General features: G+C 42.8%; 19 protein-coding genes and 1 riboswitch. Of the genes, 9 read left to right on the plus strand and 10 right to left on the minus strand.

The annotated features are described in order from the left end of the window. The first annotated feature begins 220 nt into the window (after window positions 1-220). The 5 genes from J4N40_RS23075 to J4N40_RS23095 all read left to right on the plus strand — a co-directional run bounded on the left by J4N40_RS23075 (window position 221) and on the right by J4N40_RS23095 (window position 3,790). Window positions 221-958, plus strand: a complete 738-nt coding sequence (locus tag J4N40_RS23075) for a nucleoside recognition domain-containing protein (RefSeq protein ID WP_005374846.1) — start codon at window positions 221-223, stop codon at window positions 956-958. Further along, window positions 958-1,425, plus strand: a complete 468-nt coding sequence (locus J4N40_RS23080) for a YjiG family protein (protein WP_005374849.1) — start codon at window positions 958-960, stop codon at window positions 1,423-1,425. Before J4N40_RS23075 ends, J4N40_RS23080 begins: the two co-directional genes overlap by 1 nt. A gap of 9 nt (window positions 1,426-1,434) precedes the next feature. Next, window positions 1,435-2,559, plus strand: a complete 1,125-nt coding sequence (locus J4N40_RS23085; protein WP_005374856.1) for a M20 family metallopeptidase — start codon at window positions 1,435-1,437, stop codon at window positions 2,557-2,559. 242 nt (window positions 2,560-2,801) lie between these two features. Then, window positions 2,802-3,176 (plus strand): YkvA family protein, encoded by a 375-nt coding sequence (locus J4N40_RS23090; RefSeq protein ID WP_115386835.1) that lies wholly within the window; start codon window positions 2,802-2,804, stop codon window positions 3,174-3,176. A gap of 170 nt (window positions 3,177-3,346) precedes the next feature. Further along, window positions 3,347-3,790, plus strand: coding sequence for a DUF6795 domain-containing protein (locus J4N40_RS23095; RefSeq protein ID WP_250654545.1), 444 nt, complete (start codon window positions 3,347-3,349; stop codon window positions 3,788-3,790). A 133-nt stretch (window positions 3,791-3,923) separates the two neighbouring features. On the opposite strand, the gene J4N40_RS23100 is transcribed toward J4N40_RS23095, so the two are convergent. The 4 genes from J4N40_RS23100 to J4N40_RS23115 form a co-directional block, all read right to left on the minus strand. Then, complete coding sequence (locus J4N40_RS23100) at window positions 3,924-4,388, minus strand: DUF6795 domain-containing protein (RefSeq protein WP_250654546.1); 465 nt, start codon at window positions 4,386-4,388, stop codon at window positions 3,924-3,926. A 402-nt stretch (window positions 4,389-4,790) separates the two neighbouring features. After that, complete coding sequence (locus tag J4N40_RS23105; protein ID WP_054576578.1) at window positions 4,791-6,095, minus strand: dicarboxylate/amino acid:cation symporter; 1,305 nt, start codon at window positions 6,093-6,095, stop codon at window positions 4,791-4,793. Window positions 6,096-6,484: 389 nt separating this feature from the next. Next, the gene (locus tag J4N40_RS23110; RefSeq protein WP_115386834.1) at window positions 6,485-7,750 is read right to left on the minus strand and encodes a DUF1835 domain-containing protein; all 1,266 of its coding nucleotides are present in this window, start codon (window positions 7,748-7,750) and stop codon (window positions 6,485-6,487) included. Between the two features lie 280 nt (window positions 7,751-8,030). After that, a complete protein-coding gene (locus tag J4N40_RS23115; RefSeq protein WP_115386833.1) occupies window positions 8,031-8,921 on the minus strand; it encodes a LysR family transcriptional regulator in 891 nt (296 codons plus the stop codon). A 109-nt stretch (window positions 8,922-9,030) separates the two neighbouring features. On the opposite strand from J4N40_RS23115, the gene J4N40_RS23120 reads away from it, so the two are divergent. Both J4N40_RS23120 and J4N40_RS23125 read left to right on the plus strand, forming a co-directional pair. Then, window positions 9,031-9,339: a monooxygenase gene (locus J4N40_RS23120; RefSeq protein WP_005374871.1), complete on the plus strand. Its 309-nt coding sequence runs from the start codon at window positions 9,031-9,033 to the stop codon at window positions 9,337-9,339. Between the two features lie 7 nt (window positions 9,340-9,346). Next, window positions 9,347-9,718 carry a hypothetical protein gene (locus tag J4N40_RS23125; protein ID WP_017634450.1) on the plus strand — a complete coding sequence of 124 codons (372 nt, stop codon included), beginning with the start codon at window positions 9,347-9,349 and terminating at the stop codon, window positions 9,716-9,718. A 65-nt stretch (window positions 9,719-9,783) separates the two neighbouring features. Here the strand turns inward: J4N40_RS23125 and J4N40_RS23130 are convergent, their stop codons facing one another. The 4 genes from J4N40_RS23130 to nfsA form a co-directional block, all read right to left on the minus strand. Next, window positions 9,784-11,943, minus strand: coding sequence for a polysaccharide biosynthesis tyrosine autokinase (locus J4N40_RS23130; protein ID WP_115386832.1), 2,160 nt, complete (start codon window positions 11,941-11,943; stop codon window positions 9,784-9,786). 29 nt (window positions 11,944-11,972) lie between these two features. Continuing rightward, window positions 11,973-12,413, minus strand: a complete 441-nt coding sequence (locus J4N40_RS23135) for a low molecular weight protein-tyrosine-phosphatase (protein WP_053303899.1) — start codon at window positions 12,411-12,413, stop codon at window positions 11,973-11,975. Window positions 12,414-12,482: 69 nt separating this feature from the next. Continuing rightward, window positions 12,483-13,604, minus strand: coding sequence for a polysaccharide export protein (locus J4N40_RS23140; protein WP_017634447.1), 1,122 nt, complete (start codon window positions 13,602-13,604; stop codon window positions 12,483-12,485). A gap of 418 nt (window positions 13,605-14,022) precedes the next feature. Continuing rightward, on the minus strand, window positions 14,023-14,745 hold the full coding sequence (gene nfsA / locus J4N40_RS23145; RefSeq protein ID WP_053303898.1) for an oxygen-insensitive NADPH nitroreductase: 723 nt from the start codon (window positions 14,743-14,745) through the stop codon (window positions 14,023-14,025). Between the two features lie 194 nt (window positions 14,746-14,939). On the opposite strand from nfsA, the gene J4N40_RS23150 reads away from it, so the two are divergent. Further along, window positions 14,940-15,581, plus strand: a complete 642-nt coding sequence (locus tag J4N40_RS23150) for a MarC family protein (protein WP_005374889.1) — start codon at window positions 14,940-14,942, stop codon at window positions 15,579-15,581. A 190-nt stretch (window positions 15,582-15,771) separates the two neighbouring features. Next, entirely contained in the window at window positions 15,772-16,644 is an 873-nt protein-coding gene (locus tag J4N40_RS23155) for a patatin-like phospholipase family protein (protein WP_017634445.1), read from the plus strand. A gap of 53 nt (window positions 16,645-16,697) precedes the next feature. Here the strand turns inward: J4N40_RS23155 and gbpA are convergent, their stop codons facing one another. Next, window positions 16,698-18,161: an N-acetylglucosamine-binding protein GbpA gene (gene gbpA / locus J4N40_RS23160; RefSeq protein WP_115386831.1), complete on the minus strand. Its 1,464-nt coding sequence runs from the start codon at window positions 18,159-18,161 to the stop codon at window positions 16,698-16,700. A 98-nt stretch (window positions 18,162-18,259) separates the two neighbouring features. After that, window positions 18,260-18,360, minus strand: a riboswitch (cyclic di-GMP riboswitch). Between the two features lie 268 nt (window positions 18,361-18,628). After that, window positions 18,629-19,129, minus strand: a complete 501-nt coding sequence (locus J4N40_RS23165) for a fasciclin domain-containing protein (protein ID WP_062730898.1) — start codon at window positions 19,127-19,129, stop codon at window positions 18,629-18,631. Window positions 19,130-19,197 lie beyond the last annotated feature (68 nt).

Genomic DNA, 19,197 nt, shown 5'->3' on the forward strand with positions numbered 1-19,197 from the left:
TTTGTTGGGTTGATAAAGAAGTCCCGAGGTATCGATATAGATTAAAATACCTAATTGTTAGAACAAACTTTCATTATCTTTCAATTGTGATTGAAATCATAAAACAAAACTTCATAACTGAGTCGCGATAATGTTCGGCAGGCGGATTGATTTTGATCATCTCTCTAGCACATTATTCAGGTGAACATATGTGTTAAGTTCCACATGTGTAGGTAATGTTATGAAAATTCCTGTTCAAACTGAGCGTAAAGTTACACTGGGGTGCTACGTTGCTCTGGCGTTTGCGGTTGTGTTCTTTTCTGGCCTGATGCAATCTAGCGAATGGTACGGTGTATTCGATTTTACAACGCTCAATGGCTCTTTCGGCAAGGTGGCGTATGGTGTCACCGAAACGGCTGACGGTGTGCAAGTTGCAACAACGTCGCTTCGCGGTACTGGTGGTAGCGGTGCTCGCGACGGTTTCATTTTCGCACTTACTTTGATTCCAACTGTTATGTTCGCCTTAGGTATGATCAACGTACTTGAGCACTACGGTGCACTTGAAGCAGCTCGTAAGCTTCTTACTCCTCTTCTACGTCCTCTAATGGGCATCCCTGGTAACTCTGGTCTGGCTTTAATTGCTTCTCTACAAAGTACCGATGCAGGTGCGGCAATGACGCGTCAGCTAAAAGATGAAGGTCACCTAACTAAGCGTGAAACGGACGTATTTACCATGTTCCAGTTCACAGCAGGTGCAACCATCGTGAACTTCTTCTCATCGGGTGCTGTGCTGTTCACACTGACGATGGCTGACGGCTCTCTAGCAGTAACGTCTTCTATTGGTTTAGCAGTTGTGGTGATGTTCGCATTTAAGATCATCGGCGCGAACCTGTTCCGTATCTACCTGAACATGACGGAAGGTAAAGAAGACAAGCAAGACCAAAACAAATCAGAGAACTTAAAAGAGGAGACGGCATAATGGGTGACGTTAAAGCGAAAAAACCAATGGTGACGGATATCTTCGTCGAAGGTGCTAAGAAAGGTTGGGTGATTGCGACTACCTCTACGGTGCCTAACGTATTGATGGCGTTCGTAATCATCAAAGCGCTGCAAATCACTGGCGCGTTGGATCTGATGGGCACTGTGTTTTCTCCAATCATGGCGGTGTTTGGTCTTCCGGGTGAAGCTGCAGCGGTATTGATCGGTGCTTGGATGTCGATGGGTGGCGCAGTGGGTGTGGTTATCACGCTGTTTGACCAAGGTATCCTTAACGGCACGCACATTGCGATTCTAGCGCCTGCCATCTACCTTATGGGCTCTCAAGTTCAGTACATGGGTCGTATCATGGGCCCAATCGGTACTGAAGGTCGTTACATCCCAGTTATGATTGCAATCTCAGTATTGAACGCGTTTGGCGCAATGCTGGTGATGAATCTGTTTGTCTAGGAGTGAGTCATGCAATTCTCTCTAAATGAATATCTAGAAGAGCTACGTCCGCTGATTAATGTGGATTGTGGCACTTACACGACTGATGGTATCGAGTTTATCGCTTCTCAATTTGAAGAGAAGTACCAAGCGATGTCAGGTTGGAGCGTAAAACGCATCGACTGTGGCAGAGCGGGCATCGGTCTTGAAGTTCGAAACAAGCCGGAAGCTGAGCAAATCGACGTAATGCTGATTGGTCACATGGATACCGTGTTCCCTGTGGGTACTGCTGAGCTTCGTCCAATGTCTCAAGATGCAGAGAAAGCCTACGGTCCGGGCGTCTCGGACATGAAATCTGGCTTGCTGAACATCGTATACGCGATGCGCAATCTAGACCAAGCGGTGTTGGATAAGTTGTCTATCGCTATCTGCATGAACCCAGATGAAGAGACGGGCTCTCTGGACTCTGTGGATTGGATTCAATCAGTTGCGAAAAACGCTAAGAATGTGCTGGTTGCAGAAGCAGCACGTGCAGACGGTGGTTTAGTGAAAGCGCGCAAAGGCATGGCTCGCTACAAAATGACCTTTAATGGCGTTGCTGCTCACGCAGGTAACGAGCCAGAAAACGGCCGCAGCGCAATCACTGAGATGGCGAATTGGATTCTGGCTGTCAATGCAATGACCAACTTTGAATCTGGTACTACGCTGAACGTCGGCATTGTTTCTGGCGGCAACGGTGCGAACATCGTCCCTGAGCACGCGGAAGCGATCGTGGATGTGCGTTTCTGGAGCAACGAAGAATACGATGATGTCGATAGCAAGCTAAATGGCATGCTGGAAACACCATTCGTTGATGGCGTGAGAATTGAGTTGGTTCGTGAAGCTTATAAGCCTTCTATGGTGCCAAGCCCACAAACAGAAAGCCTGATGATGCTAGTTGAAGAAGCCGCAAGTGAACTGGCGATCGACATCAACTGGAAAGAAGTAGGTGGTGGCTCTGATGCAAACAACACGGCGATTCTTGGTGTTCCAACTTTGGATGGTCTAGGACCTATCGGTGCGGGCTTCCACAGCGATCAAGAGTACTTGTTGCTTGAGTCTATTGAACCAAGTATCAAAATGTTGATACGTGTACTGGAGAAGATTGTTCAATAAGGCATTCTGCTTCTAAAGCTTGGCTCCCAAAGCTTTTGGTTTCAAAACTTTTGGTTTCAAAACTTTTGGTTTCAAAACTTTTGTTTTCCAAGACTTTTTGTTTCCAAGGCAATAATCCCCGGACTTCGGTTTGGGGATTTTTCTATCTGTGTTTCACTTTACTATCATTTCTTGTTATTAATCTTGCGTTCAGGTTCGATTTATTAATATGTTGGACATAGTCATAAATTTCGGAGGCAACGATGACCACAACAATGTCTGTAAAATCGGCGCCGAAAGACGCCAAAGATCAAACGATGCAAGCGCCAGATGAGAAAACATTCTGGCGAAAAATGAAAGGGTCGGTTAAGAAAGCGGGTGAAGAAATTGCCGTAATGGGCATAAAATCATGGCTCGCGATGGCAGATTCCAACACCTCTGTTCGCCACAAGGCTATTTTAGGTGGCGGACTGGCTTACTTCGTCCTACCAACAGATATGGTGCCAGACGTACTAGCTGGCGTCGGTTTTACCGATGATATGGCGGCACTTACCTTAGCCGCGAACTCAGTCGGTAATGCCATCACTAAAGAACACGAAGCACAAGCTAGAGAAAAACTGAATTCGATGGTGGAGTAGGTATGGCCCATCAAACATGTTCTATGTTTGGTTTAGCGCAAACAAGAAATTGTTATTTTTAACATTTACTCAAAGCACACGAGCTCGTCACAATACGTTTTTCCGTAGTAGATTTGCTCGATTTGAAAGGGTACTTTCAGATTCAAGTTTTTATCTAAGAGAAACCTTTCATGTACAGGTATACGCCAGATATTATTGGTATGCTAACTTTGAACGGAAAACCGTTGTCATCTCAATTAGTGGTCCTCCGAGTCGGTGTGCGTGGAACCATTCATGAGTTTCAAACTATTACTGATGCTAACGGATCGTTTGCCTTCCCTGTATTTGAAGAGCATGAGTCTCAAGACTTATTGAACTTAGATCAGAAATACGTGCTCGTTTTCCTGACGACTCATCTAGCAAATGGAGAAGAGGTGACGATATGGGAGTCTTCAATTGATGGTTATGAGACTTATGAGTTTGCTAGAGAAAATATGGGAAATTTGAATTGTGAAGTAACCAATGAAGTTTACTACTTCGCTTTTTCTTATTTTGGAAATGGTGAAGATGATACTTATGTGTACAGTCAGTGCAAACTAACTGGTTATGTAGAATCAGGAGTATACGAAAGTTAAGTAGTGAATTACTTTAGAGAAATATTCTGCGAATTAGCACTTTGATTGATATTTTTAAACTTGATTGAGGCGTGCAGGTATAGCTTTTTCTTTTAAAGAACTTTGAGTTTAATAATCATCACAATCATAAACTCTATGAAAAATGTCTTTTATATAAAAATCCATTTAAATTGCAGTTGCTAATAACCATTAGATCTCCAGCATTTTCTAGATTGATATTCTTGAAAAAGTATCGAAACTCGGTATCTTCAAGCTCACAGTAAAGATTACTTAAGTTGTCCTCTATAAATATAGATGGTGAAACGTAGTTTAACTGAGACTCCCAAATATATTTCTTTTCTTCATTTATATAGGTATATATTCCGATATATGAATATGTTTGATTCAAAGCTGATTCTTTGAACCTTTGAGCATGTATGACTGGTTTAAAGTGAAATTCACCTAACTCATTAGTACTTGAACTCCTTTTGTAATTATTTTTTAAAAAATTAGCTTCTAAGTAAACCGTTACATTTTCTAGAGGTCTTTGATCAAGAACTAAAGTACCTTTTACCTCTGGGCTTAATGTATATTTAAATTTCTTAAAAAAATCGAACATACTTTCGTTGAAACCTAATGCAAGTATTGGAAGTGAGAATATGAATAAAAAAGACTATTTTTAAACATGAAATTATGATGTATGTATCTTAGTACCAACTTAATTATCAGACTACTATCTATCGCGATTTGGTTTTGAACTTTAATTTGATAATGGAATTTGTATCTCTATATGATGAAAATGTCCCTTATATCATTTTCAAAGTGATAAACATAGGCGAGTTATCTTAACCCTCTAGATGAACTAATATAGAATCTAACTACTGACCTATTAGTAATTGAAACAACCTCGGGGGACGAGAATTTTATCTAAACCTTTTTGATTTCGGGTTAATTGGAAATAAAAAACCACCTTAGAGTAAGGTGGTTTTTGCTTAGACAGGATAATTTAACTTGGAAGTATTTAAGCTTCCGCGCGCTTCAGATGCACTTCTTCTTCGGCTACGCCTGCCATTGGGTCGTTGAAGCGAGCTTCATCCAATGCACCTTCTGATTTCGCAACGATGACGGTTACAGCACTGTCACCAGTGATATTTACCGCGGTACGAATCATATCAAGAAGACGGTCAACACCCATGATGAGCGCGATACCTTCAAGCGGCAGACCAACTTGGTTCAATACCATAGCAAGCATGACAAGACCCACACCAGGAACACCTGCGGTACCGATAGACGCCAGAGTTGCCGTCATGATAACCATTAGGTAATCGCCCATAGTTAAATCAATATTGAAAGCTTGAGCAATAAACGCAGTTGCTACGCCCTGCATGATCGCCGTACCGTCCATGTTCACGGTTGCACCAAGTGGTACTGTGAACGATGATACACGGTTCTCAACACCCATGCGGTGCTTTGCTGTTTCCATTGTCACTGGAATCGTCGCGTTCGATGATGCTGTAGAAAAAGCAAACATGATCGCGTCTTCCATCTTACGTAGGAACGTAATTGGGTTTAGACCTGTGAAACCTTTTAACATTAAGCTGTAAGTAACTAGACCGTGTAGGACAAGCGTACCAGCCAGTACTAAGAAGTACTCTGCCAGATTGACGATCGCGCCCAGACCAAGACCAGTAAATAGCTTCGCCATTAAGAAGAACACCCCATAAGGCGCCAAGTTCATCAAAATCGCGACCAGTTTCATGATCACTTCATTCAGATCAGAGAAGAATGCTGCGATGCGTTCGCCTGGTTTACCCGCTGCACTGATCGCGATACCGAATAGCACGGCGAACACGATAACTTGCAGAGTTTTACCTTCTGCCATTGCGCTGATTGGGTTGGTCGGGAACATATCGATGATCACCTGACCTAAAGATGGCGCTTCGGCTGATTTGAATGAACTTGCTGCCGTTAGATCTGCCCCTGCCCCTGGCTGGAATAGAGTACCCATAGTTAGAGCAAGCGTAATCGCGATAGCCGTTGTCGTAACGTAGAAAGCGAGGGTTTTACCGCCCATGCGACCCAGTGTAGAGAGGTCTTTGAGAGAGCTAGTACCACAAACTAACGAAACAAATACTAGCGGTACAACAAGCATTTTTAAGCTGGCAACGAAGATCTGTCCACCAACTTCGAATAATCCATTAACAATGTATGCGTCGACAAATCCGTTGTCGGCAAAAAGTGTGCGAATTGCAAATCCTGTCAAGATACCCGCAACCATACCTAAAATTACGCGGCTGGTAAGCGACATCGGTTTCTTGGTATTCATGAGAACACTCCTTATAGTTATGCACCTTGAGTTCACTTCAAAGCGGCGAGCAGATTAGCAGCGGAGTGAGAAAATACGAAAGAATAATCCTCTAAATGGTTAATAGATGTGAACTTTATCACTAATAAAAATGGGATTTTAACCAAATATTAACGAATTGGCCGGATGAAAAGTTTGTATTTTAACACTTTTATCGAATATACAACCGATAACAAAGAGGATTTACAATAAATTTTAATAAGAGATAGAGTGCATACTCTCTTTGAGTGGATGCATTTCTGCATAACTATTTAAGTTATATTCAGGCTAGCGGTCGCTTCTTTAGGGATAATTTAGTATTGAGTGTTCATCAGAGCCAACGAACCCGTTATGCTTTCATATTTGTCAACTCAATGATGGTTGGCAAGTGTAGTTAGTTGGAGGTGATCCCAGCTCCAATAACTTTGACTGGTATTTTTAATCCCTCCAACCCAATAGCATTGTTTCGCTCGTATTAAGCCTTCCAAACACTGCTTGCCAGCCTCAGTGATACGGACGCTTTGTTCCCACCAGTGCCTTTCACGTGACTCAATCGTGATCAAAGGTGTTTGACACTGTGCTAGAGGGAGGAGTAACGCGTAAAACATCACGTCTCCTAGGTAAGGAAGAGGTTCTAGTTGTTGATATTGCTCAAACCAATCTTTGATGGGAATTGAACGATTTTGCGAGTTCAAAACCTTTAGTGCGAGGTGTTGTGTCAAGCTCAATCCAGTTTGTGAATTAGGTAACTCTTGCAAATGGCGTTTAAGCACGTTGAATATATTGGGCAAGCAATCCAGGTTATGCTGCTGAATCAAATTAATTATGGAAATAGGTGTCGGTGATGTAATAGCGTGCCAACACCGTTTAGCCTGACTGAATAATTTTGCTGTCACAGGTTTACGGTATCGCCAACAAGAACGAATAGCTTCTTCAGGCAACTGCCCAAAGCCGATGAATCGTTCAGTGCCCGGGAACTGGTTCAACTCAATGACCTCTATCACTTTATTCTCTACATTCTCTAACTGTGTTAGAGCACGAATTAGCATCAATTGATCATAACTGTCATGTTCGACCCAAAAGACGATTCGTTCAAATACATCACTTTGCAACAGATCGAGGTTTGATTGTTCCAATGTGACTATATCTTGAACCGAGTCTTCACGCTTCATCACAGGCAGCAGAGTCTCTACGACATATTGGGCACGAATGGCAAGGAAGTTCTGTGGTGTTGCTGGTATGGGGCCAATACAAAGCGGATCGATCAGGGCTAAAAATGCCCCTTCAAATCCGCTGGCTTTAAGTTGTTGTTGAATGTCGTGGCCACAACGAACGTGTAGCGTTTTTACTTTTGCATCTAGGGGCGGTTTTTGTTCTTTGATGGCTAGTTTGTGCGCTTCTAGCTCTTCGACATGAACTTTTAGTTTACTCCAACTGGATAAGCCCAGTTCTCTTGCGAGTGCATGTTGAACGTCAGCCAATTGAATTGTATTGGGAGCCAAAGATTCTGGTTTGGAGTGAAATCGCTTAACTAACTCCAACGTGGCGTCATCGTATAGGCGGATAGCTTTGAGCCTTTTTTTAGCAATGGATTTTTGCTGATTGATATTGATCGAGAAGCTATTTGTAGAGTTCATATTTCACCTTTCTTATTTCTTCCACACTCGCCTATATAGAAGCTAAAAAGAAGGTAAAAACAGATTGTGCCTGCTAAACCAAGCAGGTGAGGATATTGCCGTGAACCGAGTTCTTTCCGCGAGTGTTGGGTGCTTTAGGCATGAGCAGAGTGATAGTAGGTGGTCGCTATCCTTCGTGCAACCTTTTGTGAGAGTGTAGCGTCACAAAATGGCCGTTTCTCTATATTTAGGGAGAATCAATAGCCGATAACACTAGCGATTCAACTCAATACCACTGTTGCTAGACTCGAGTTTCTACACTTTTGAGTAAAGTACGATAAAGCGCTTGAGTCGCAGGACCACTTTTGGCTCCTTTGGGCAAAGTGAGGTGTAGCGCAACTTGATATTGATGGGAGTGTTCGAGCTCCAATACTTTAATTTTATCGCTCTTTCGGGCTGAGACTAAGTGCGCTGGTAGCCGACAAAACCCAACGCCTTGCTCTACGGCGTGAAAAGCGTGGTCGAAGTTATCGACGGTAATACGCTGACGTGCGCGTAACCAACCCACATCTCTTTTCGTTTTGTCTGAATCACCTAAGTCACGGATGACAATTTGGCTGGTGGTTGCAAAATCGTCGATGGAAACATGCGGCTTTTTAGCGAGTGGATGGTGTGCTGCGATTACAGGCAGCATGGTTGTTACGCCAAATGCTTCGGCAGGGTAGTTGGTTATCGGTAAGTTGATGATTGCGATGTCAGCGAGCTCATTTACGACCATTTCGGTTGTTTTGCTCAGTGACGTTTCAACCACTTGAACGGAGGTTGTGTTGTTGTCCTCCAAAAATTGACTGAGTGGTGCATAAAGCCAACAAGGGTCACAAAGATGATCTACTGCGACCGTGATTTGAGATTCCACCCCACTTTTTAACTGCTCGCTGATGACTTCTAGTTCCCGCGCTTGTTCAAGCATGGATTGTGCACGACGCAGTATGGTTTTGCCGTGCTCTGTCAAACCCGCTTTGCGCCCTCGTACTTCGATAAGTTGAATACCAAGTTGGTCTTCTAACTTCCTCACCGAGTAGATCAATGTGGTATGGCTCTTGTTGAGCAGTAAAGCTGCGGATTGAATGCTGCCTTCTTGATTAATCGCTTGTAGCGTTTGCCATTGTTCTAAGGTCGTTTTTAGTCTCATGAGTCAATTTTTTAGACAGTTAATGGCGAAATTATGAACTTTTCTGTCAGTTTTATAAAGGTAATAATCTTGTCATCGAAAACGAGTCAATAAGAAGAGGAGACTCAAGATGGCGAAATTATTGCAAGTTGATTTTGAATTTCATGGTCCGTTTGGTGACGAGATGTCGAATGCTCTGGTCGACTTAGCTAAGTCGATTAACCAAGAGCCGGGCATGATTTGGAAAATCTGGACGGAAAGCGAAAAAGACAAACTCGGTGGTGGTATCTATCTTTTTGAAGATGAAGCCACGGCGCAAGCTTATCTCGAAATGCATGCCGCACGCTTACGAAAAATGGGCGTAGTCGAAGTACGAGGTCAAATTTTCGATATCAATGTGCCGTTAACGACGCTCAATCAAGGGCCTATTAGAGGATAAGGAGATGATGACCAACCGCACTTTTCTAACCGTTCATGGTGTCGTATATACGGTATTCGCTTTTGCGTTGTTTTTTGTACCAACCATAATGTGGCCGATGTATGGAGTACAAATTAACGACCAGTACGCGCTGTTTTTATCGCAGCATACTTCGATCTTTTTAGGTGGAATCGCAGCGGTGAGTTTGATGTTACGTAATGTGGAATCAGGGCATACTGCGAAACAGCTGTTTAAAGCATTATTGATTACTAATGGCTTAGGGGCAGTGATTACTACCTATGCCGGCATTATCGGAGTATTTGTCGGTTTTGGTTGGAGTGACCCAATATTCTTTGTCTTGCTTAGTTTGATTACGTACAAGCAATTAAGAGTGCAATAGAAAAAGCCCTGCTGTTTCTAGCAGGGCTTTGTCATATTTGGTTTAATTAGCGATCTAAATTCAAGTTATGATTCGCTTTTGTACGCGTAGTTATAGTAGCCGTATCCATAGCCGTATGAGTTAGATGCTTTTTTCTCAACTGCATTGAGAATCACACCTTTAACTTCAACGCCTGATTGCTCGAAGCGACCTTGCGCGACTTCAATCTCCTTCAAAGTCGTTTGATCAAAACGAGCGACCATCAGAGTTGTTCCTGCAAGCGCGCCAACAATGCTTGGGTCGGTAACTGCGAGTACAGGCGGCGTATCGATGATGACTAGATCGTATTGTGCAGACATCTCGTCAACAAAGCTCTTGAAGCGAGGGTGCATAAGAAGTTCTGACGGATTTGGTGGTACTTGGCCGCGAGTAACCACATCCAAGTTTTCAACTTGACTTGGCTTGATTGCGGTTGCTCGATCAATTTTTCCACTTAGTAAGTCAGATAACCCTTGCTCTGCTGTGAGGCCAAAACATTGCTGTAAATAACCTTTTCGCATGTCAGCATCCACCAAAAGGACTTTTTGACCCGTTTTAGCCGCAACTGCAGCAAAGTTAGTTGATACGAACGTCTTACCTATGGAAGGCGCTGGGCCTGAAATCATTAAGACATTGTTTTTGGCTTCCAACATTGCGAAGTGTAAGCTGGTTCGAAGTCCACGTAGTGCTTCAATTGATAGATCTGCTGGATTGGCATTTGCTAAAAGAAGTAAGTCTTTGTTGTTTTTACGTTTTAGCTTGTTCGCAACTTCCAATTGTTGTGCTGATTTTGGAACACTTGCATATACAGATATTCCAGTTTGCTCAATTTCATCAGGAGAAGTCACTCCACGATGAAACGCGGTTTTTACCAGAACAAATGCGACAGCTACCATGCCTCCTAGAAGAGTAGCCAAAACTACAATCAAAGGTTTTTTCGGTTTAATAGGAATTGCGTAAGATTGTGCGTTGTCAATAATACGCACATTACCTACGGTGCCAGCTTTTATGATATTTAGCTCTTGAACTTTATTCAAAAGTTGGATGTAGATTTGCTGGTTTACTTCGACATCACGAGTCATACGCAAGACTTCGCGCTGTGTTTTTGGCAGTTTTTGAACTTGTTTGTTAAGACGCTCTTTCTCTTGTAGTAATGTCTGACGTTTGTCTAACAGCGATTTATAAGCTGGGTGGTCTTGGGTGAATTTTTGACTGATTTCACTTTCTTTAAATGTTAGCTCATTAAGTTGGGCTTCAAGTGCCACCATCACTTTTAGAGTAGATTGTGCTTCGAGATTTAAATCGATAGATTCGTTTTCTTGTCTAAAACTGTTCAATGTATCTTCTGAAATAGTTAGCTTGTCCTTAATCTCGGGTAAATGACCTTTAAGGAAGTTGAGGCTCTGCTCAGCTTCAGCTGAGTTTCTTCTAACATTCTGCAAAAAATAGTTTTGAACAACATCATTTAAAACAAGCTGACTGTGGTCTGGGTATTCACCTTCAATACTTAGAGATACAATACCTGTTTGGCTACCTCTCTCTGAAATAGAAAGTTGTGAGGCTAACTTGTTGATAGCATCTAACTTGCTTATTTTACTTATTGTAAAAGTATCTTCATTTTGAGCATTGAGCTGGTTCACTTTTACACGATAGCCATTCATCTCAATTAGTTGACCAACTGAACCAGAAAGTACCATTTGGTCTTCAAGCATCAAGCTGAATTGACCTTTCTCGATGTCTGTAGCAATCAGTTGATGAGATAATCCTTTAGCCGTTCGAGGTACTTCAAACGTGGTCAAAGAAATGTAGTTTTGAGTACCGTTGATTCGTGCTAGACCTTTACCAACAAAAGGTAAGTAATCAGGAGTGGCAATGGTTGTTAAGTTAAACTTATCAACGGTATCGCCAAGAATCATTCTCGATTTAATTATTTCAATCTCTGTAGTTGCAGATGATTCGGCAGAAAAGAGTTCTCCCATGTCACCGACCATCGCCGAAATACCACCTGAACTTTTCTTTTCGATTTGTATTAACGCGTCGGCTTTGTAAATCGGAGTTGATAGCAACGCGACCGCGATACCTAATGTTGCAAAAAAGAGTGTAATACTGATGATAAACCATTTCGCGTCTATCAATATGCCGAAGAGCTTGCCTAGGTCGATCTCATCATCAGCAAGAGCAGATGGTTGTATTGTTTGGTTAGCCATTATTTTTTATTTCGCCAAGTGATCTGAATTTATATTTTTTTTGCCCATGCATGAGCAGCATTTTCAATCAGAGATAATGCATGCTCAAAGGCTTCTCTACTCTGTCTGTATGGATCTGGAATATCCACGGAACCTATCCAGTGACCAAATAACATTGTTTTACCTCTAGCCTCTGGTACCAGCTCCGTCAAAGCATCGATATGACCTTGTTCCATCACCAATATTAGGTCTTGTTTTGCGCACAACTTAGCGGTTAGCTGCTGCGCTTTGTGGTCTAGCAGGTAGATACCACGTTCTGACGCGACAAGTCTGGCGGTTTCATCTGCTGGCTTTCCGGTTAGGCGACTTTTTTCTACGGCAATACCCGCCGAAGAAATCTGTTTATCTGGGAGTAGTTGCTGTAGTAACCGCTCTCCTGTGGGAGAGCGACAAATATTACCTACACACACGACAAGAATGTTCGAAAACATGTTTTGCTCCTTATAGACAACGTTTGAATGACTTGTTTATGTTCAAACAAGCCCTTCAGAATGCTTTTTCTATGGCCAAGTCCTGACTCGAAGGACGCCTTCTGTAAGTTCATTGAAGCCTGAGATGGTAGGTACTAGTTGTGCAATAACGCGATTCCAACGACTGATAGGCGCCGCAGTGACATAAACGATGTCATACGGTTTCAGAGCAAATTCAGTACCAATAACGAGCGCTGCCGCATCGGAGACATCAAGTTGATATATGTCGCCCAGTGAACCTGCGTCTTGTGACCTCCTAATTACGAATACACCTGTCGCATCCGCTGATATCTGATTAATACCGCCAACGTTGCTCAGAGCTTCCGTAAGGCTCATGCCAGCGCGATCTATTTTCAGTAGTTTAGGATCGTTAACTTCACCCATAACGAAAACCTTTTGTGAATCATTTCTTGGCACATGGATGATATCACCTGGTTGAAGTAGCCTATTTTCAGTGAGGTCGCCTTCTTGCATCAGCGCATAAAGAGATATGTTTTCAACTATGCCGTTTCTTGTCAGTGTTACATTTTTCCAGTCGGCGTTTTCGGCTAATCCACCTGCACGGTTAATTGCATCTAACAAGGTGAGTGGGATGTTGGTGATTGGTTGTTGTCCAGGATTACTTACTTCACCAGTAATGTAGGATTTTTTCGAACGAAAAGCTGCTACGCTGACATCCACTTGAGGACTTTCTATGTACTTTGCTAATCGGCGAGAAATATCAGCACGAATTTGACGAACGTTTTTACCCGCAACTTCAACAATACCTATATATGGATAGAAGATAGTGCCATCAGCATGTACCCAGTTCCCCGCTTCAGCAGAGCTGCGATAAGAACCAGCAGGAATAGTTAGTTCTGGGTGATCCCAAATAGTAATGTTTAGTATATCTCCAGGGCCAACCTCATACTCATAAGAGCTAAGTTGGCGATCTAGTTCAGGGTTGGATTTGGCTTCTATCCCCAAAATTTTAAGTTGAGATACTTTATCAAGTGTAAGTGGAAAAACATTGAAATCAGAAGTGCGACTAACATTGCTGTCTTCGACGAAGTTTTTTCCATCTGTGGAAAGGTGACTACCGGGTACAGTACATCCAGAAAGAAGTACTGAGGAAAGCACTAAACTAGCTAGCTTTTTATGTTTGAAATTCATGTTTTTTCATTCATCTGACGTAAAGAGCGAGTTGCTGGTAGCAACATTCTTTTCCAGAAAAGACTTCACAACATAACCTTATAAGCACCACCTTCTTCTATTTATAAAGTGCTCAATAAGGGATTGATTGCATCTGGAGGCATGAACTCTAATGAATTTCAATGGTTAGAGCAATAGACAGTAATGCAGCAAGTGTCCAAATAAATATCGTATTTTTATGTTTTCACTTACAAGATTTCATATTGCGGATAAAAAACTTGTTCAATTAGCTCAAATTTTGTTTATTAGCTCTATATGTAGTGTTTTCTTTCTAAAATACAACCAAGAAAGTCTACCGACTAATTATCTCGTTGTATTAAATAGGATTATTAAAAATGTGACTCATGTCTCTTTTTTGTTTTGTTGTCTTTCGACATGGTCACTTCTTCGCTAACCCCTTCCCATTCAAATACGGAAGGATGTGCGGACGTGATTCGCCAGCCAGTTTACTGGTGACTTCTTGTGACCAAGTACTCTGTTTTTGATTGCTCGAACGGTTTGCATAGTAGTTTTGCATAGTTTGGTCATACGTCTGAATATCATCCAAGCTTAGGTCTTGATACTGATTTTCATGCACCACGACATGCTTAGGTAGGCGAGGTTTTACTTCAGGGGCTTGATCTGGATGACCAAGACACATACCAAATAAAATGGCGGTATTTTTAGGTAAACCTAATAATTCGTCTACTTTTTGGGCATTGTTTCGTAAACCACCAATATACACACCTCCTAGTCCCATCGACTCCGCCGCAAGCAAGCAATTTTGTGCCATGATGCCCGAGTCTACAGCGCCTATTAGCGTTAACTCGGTAAAGTCAGCTTGAACATCTGGGTTGATACTGGCATGGCGCTGGTAATCAATACAAAACACCAAAAACTCAGCCGCGCTTTCAACGTACCCTTGATTTCCGGCATATTGAGCTAATAGCGTGCGTTTTTCTTTGTCGGTCACGCGGATAATTGAAACGACTTGCAACATGCTTGATGAGGATGCCGCAAGGCCGGCTTGAAGAATGGCATCTAATTGTTCACTCTCAATCGGTTGTGAGGTGAATTTTCGAATTGAGCGGTGATTGAGAATTGTTTGAATCGTGCTGTTCATGGTGACTTAACATCCCCTGTTACGTTAAAGGCTGAAGACTCACCTTAGCGACATTTGATGAGTCGGTAAACTATCTCAAAAGAAAAACAATGCTTGGTGCATAAGTGTGAAGACGAATCGAGAATACACCACTCGTTCTGTTTGAGAGCGTATATACTGTTTTTAGAATCAATAATTTAAATGCAGTGGAAAATATGAAAGAACTCATTGTTCATACAGTTACGGTGTTTATGGGCTTCTTTGCCATCATGAACCCTATCGCCAATATTCCCATCTTTTTGAGTTTAACTGCTGATGAAGATAAAGAAACCATCCGTTCCATTGCGCTCCGCTCGGTTTTTATTGCATTTATTATCATCGCGATATTTTCTATTGCCGGTAAGTTAATTTTTGATTTGTTTGGTATCACGCTTTATGCATTGCGAATAACAGGCGGTATTTTGGTGTTTTTGATAGGTTTTAACATGCTTCAAGGTGATTCGACGCATCAAAAAACCAAAGAGAAGGCGTATTCACCAGCTCAGCAACGGGCGGCATTGAGTATTGCAGTGTCTCCACTGGCGATGCCAATATTAGCTGGGCCTGGAACGATTGCTACCGCGATGAACTTTGCGACAGCGGGTGGTTTCGATCAAACCATTATTACTATCGTTTCTTTCGCTGTCCTTTGTGTGATCACCTATGTACTGTTTTTGTTTGGAGACAAATTGGTCAAAGCGGTTGGACCAAGTGCTCTAAATGTTGTGACTAAAATGATGGGCTTAATTCTAGCGGTTATTGGTACTCAAATGTTCATTGATGGCGCGGGCGAAGCCTATAAAACGGTTTTCTCCTAGATTTCTCTTAGACCTTGCCACCTTGGTTAAGCCCGCAATTACATTTCTAACGGGTACGGATTTTTTGAACTTTAGTTTTCATTTTCTAAGAGAGAAATAAATAGACTTCACCTATTTCAATAATAAGAATATTCAATTGTTGTGATTGCACGAATTTCATTACTCTTTTGGCAAGGAGAATGGGGGAAATATGGCAACAAAAGCAATTGTAGTAGAAGGTGGCGCGATGCGAGGCGTCTTCGCAAGCGGAGTGTTAGATGCGTTTTTAGAGCAGAGTTATAAACCGTTTGATTTTGCAATCGGTGTATCTGCTGGTGCATCAAATTTGATTGGGTATTTGACCGACTACCCGCATCGCAGTATTAACGTCATTACTAAGCTGGCCACAAGTAAACGCTTTTTTGACCCGACTCGCTTCGTTAAAGGTGGGGATCTCATCGATGTGAAGTGGTTGTTTGAAGAATCTAATCGCTTGTATCCCGTCGATGAAAATAAACTGTTTAATGGCGTTCCTTTTCTCGCAGCGACAACAAATGTAGATACAGGGCAGGCAGATTACTATCGCGTGACACGTGATAATTTTCACCATGCGATTGAAGCGACAACAGCATTACCGATTGCCTACAAGCATACCCCTTGTTTTTCTGGTGGTTGTTATACCGATGGTGGGGTCGCTGATTCTATCCCAGTGCGTGAGGCTTATCGTCGAGGGGCTCGCGACATAACCGTAGTACTCTCTCACCCACTGAATTATGCCAAAAAGCCAGTTAAGACCACATGGCTGATGAAGAAACTGTTTGCGGAGCACCCCAAAATGGCGGATGCGATGTTAAGACGTGCAGATAACTATAATCAATCATTAGAGTTTATTCGTAACCCTCCACCAGGAACACATGTTAGGGTGATTGCCCCACCAGATAATTTTCATGTTCAGCGCTTATCAATGCGACAATCCGTTTTACTAGAAGGGTATGAAATGGGGCTGATTGAGGGGCGAGCGCATCTCACTAGTTTATCTGGTGTTCATGGTTTAGACCGGGAAAATTGTCATTTTTGCGTTTGATTATAAAAGAGCCTCATAGTGAGGCTCTTTTTACTTAACGTTCGAAGGGTGATTTAGTTGACTTTATCCCAAGCCATCTCCCAGTGTGAACCTATTCCAGGCTCGTAATGGTTTGCGCTTTCTTTCCACTGCATACAGTAACCAGAGTATGGGAAAGGTTTACATTGATAAATGCCCCCGTCGCTGGCAAGCACTTTTGTGCCCGCAGTGTAGCTAGATAGTCCTTCAGGGAAGACAAAATCGTACTCACCAGATGGTGGTGGAGTAACTGACTCTTCTTTTAAGTGAAAGTCGAGTGTTTGCTGATCCACCAAGTTGCCATCTTTGTCCTTAATACGTGTCACGAGCATATGGTGACCCGGCTCTGATTTACTTAAAGCGAGCGATATCGCCTCTACCGAGCCGTCTTTCATTTCGTTTGCCCAACTTGCAAGTGGTTCGCGATGGTGATTGTAAACGGTGAGTTCTGCATTTAAATCGCCTTCAGCAGTTAGTGTCAGATCCAACGTTGTCGGTGTTGACTCAATGATATATTCGTCTGCTAAGCCATCTACTGTGAGTGAGTATTCTGGAACAGGAGTTTCAATATTATAGCCGATCTCTACTCGCTTAAGGCCGCTATTTGCTTGCAGATACACCGGATTAGTACCATAAACAGGAGTGAATTTATCCTCTGCATACTGCCCAGCTTGCAGTTTTGCTTGTTCTTGGTTTAGCTTAGTCGCGAGTGCGTAAGACCAGTTTTTCGCTTGGCCCATTGCTGCATCGGTAATTTCTAGTTCAGTTCTATACGCCACGTTTTCACCTGCTTGATCAAATACGCGCGTATAAACCGAATCCCCAATATTTAAATCCATTGTAGGAATAATTTGACCGCCTTGCTTCCAATCTGGAATTACGGGACTGTCACCATCAAATTTCACATCGATCACGTTATAAAATGAGGCTGCAGTGTCGCCAACATCCCATACTGCCAGGATGACATGGTATCCCTCGCGAGTAGGCACATTACATTGATGGCTTACCTGTTTCGGGGGTTGAACCATATTGCCGTCGACGACACAGAAAGGAGTTAAATCAAAAGAGTCTCGTGATAGTGAAGCGTTTGGGTTCCAATCAGGCTTGGTGATGTAATATTTCCAGTCGCGCGTCACGTGGTTAGCGGTAAATGTCCATTCAAAAGTTTGTGTACCTGCTTGAATAGGGCGTTTTACCCAACGGTCGGCAGTTTGCTCATCAAGGGCAGCTGCTAAAGCGGTTTCGGCACTCGCTATTTTACCATCGCGAGGCCCTGTTTCGGGAAAGCCATCAGGGCCTTCAACGCTTTGCGGTTCATATTGAATCGCACCGCAGTTATTATTTTTTTCGTTAGTATCTGGCGTTGGATACTTACATAGTGCCGAGCGACTTGCAGCGACACCACCATTGGTTTCTGATACATAACCGTGAGCCGCAGTACCTGAGCTAATGCTTGCAAGTGCTAACGCGAGTACGGATTTGGTTGGAAATGATTTCATCACATGTCCTCTGTTATGGCTGACAAACTAGTGTCACACCCCGGCGCATGCTGAGCATAAAGCAACGCTACAGAAATTGGACTTCTGTAACACTGCGTCATGGTAACCCCGCTATCATGAGCATTCTTTTAGATTTTTAAATGCTGACAGACCGGAAGCTTTGCGTCCCACCCTTTCGAATGGTTTGCCGAAATGTGATTGAGCAGCCAAAATTTAGCTTAAGAATTTACATGTGGAAAAGTAAACGTCACTGACATGGAATCCTGTTCTCAAATTGAAAGATAACGATATCTTAACCTCGTCAATATTGTGCAGTGTCGTATTGCAAGGTATTGATTTTAATTTTGTTTTTATCCTTTTTATAGTCATGGTGAATGAGTGGGGGTTGGGGATAAGTGGAGAGGAATCGTGCTAAGGGTGGAAGAAGTTCTGTCTAAAGGGCGGAGTGTACCGCCCTTTGAATGGTGTTATTTCGGCATGATGACAGTATCAATCACGTGAATGACACCGTTTTTAGCTTTCACATCGGTTGCAATGACATTTGCATCGTTAACCATGACTTTATCGCCCATGGTTTTAATCATCACATCTTGCCCCTGAACCGTAGTCGCTTTGTCTAGCTTAACAACATCGGCAGCCATCACTTTCCCTGGGACGACGTGATAAGTCAAAACAGATACTAACTTGTCTTTGTTTTCCGGCATTAAGAGCATGTCGACTGTGCCGTCTGGCAGTTTTGCAAAAGCGTCATCCGTTGGTGCAAAAACAGTAAATGGGCCTTCCCCTTTGAGAGTGTCAACCAAGCCCGCTGCTTTTACCGCAGCAACAAGCGTATTGAAAGAGCCGTTTTCAGCGGCAACGTCGACAATATCGGCTTTCATCATGCCATGCTCATGAGCCTTGACGGGAAGCATAAAAAATAATGTCGCCATCAGTGTCGCCGCGATAACTAAGATACGTTTGAACATAGTGTGTTCCTTACTAGTTGAGGGTACAACGGGTTCCCTGGAGTGTGTTTGCATTTGTACGCATCGTG

The organism is Vibrio sp. SCSIO 43097 (assembly GCF_023650755.1).
GTDB lineage: Bacteria > Pseudomonadota > Gammaproteobacteria > Enterobacterales > Vibrionaceae > Vibrio > Vibrio alginolyticus.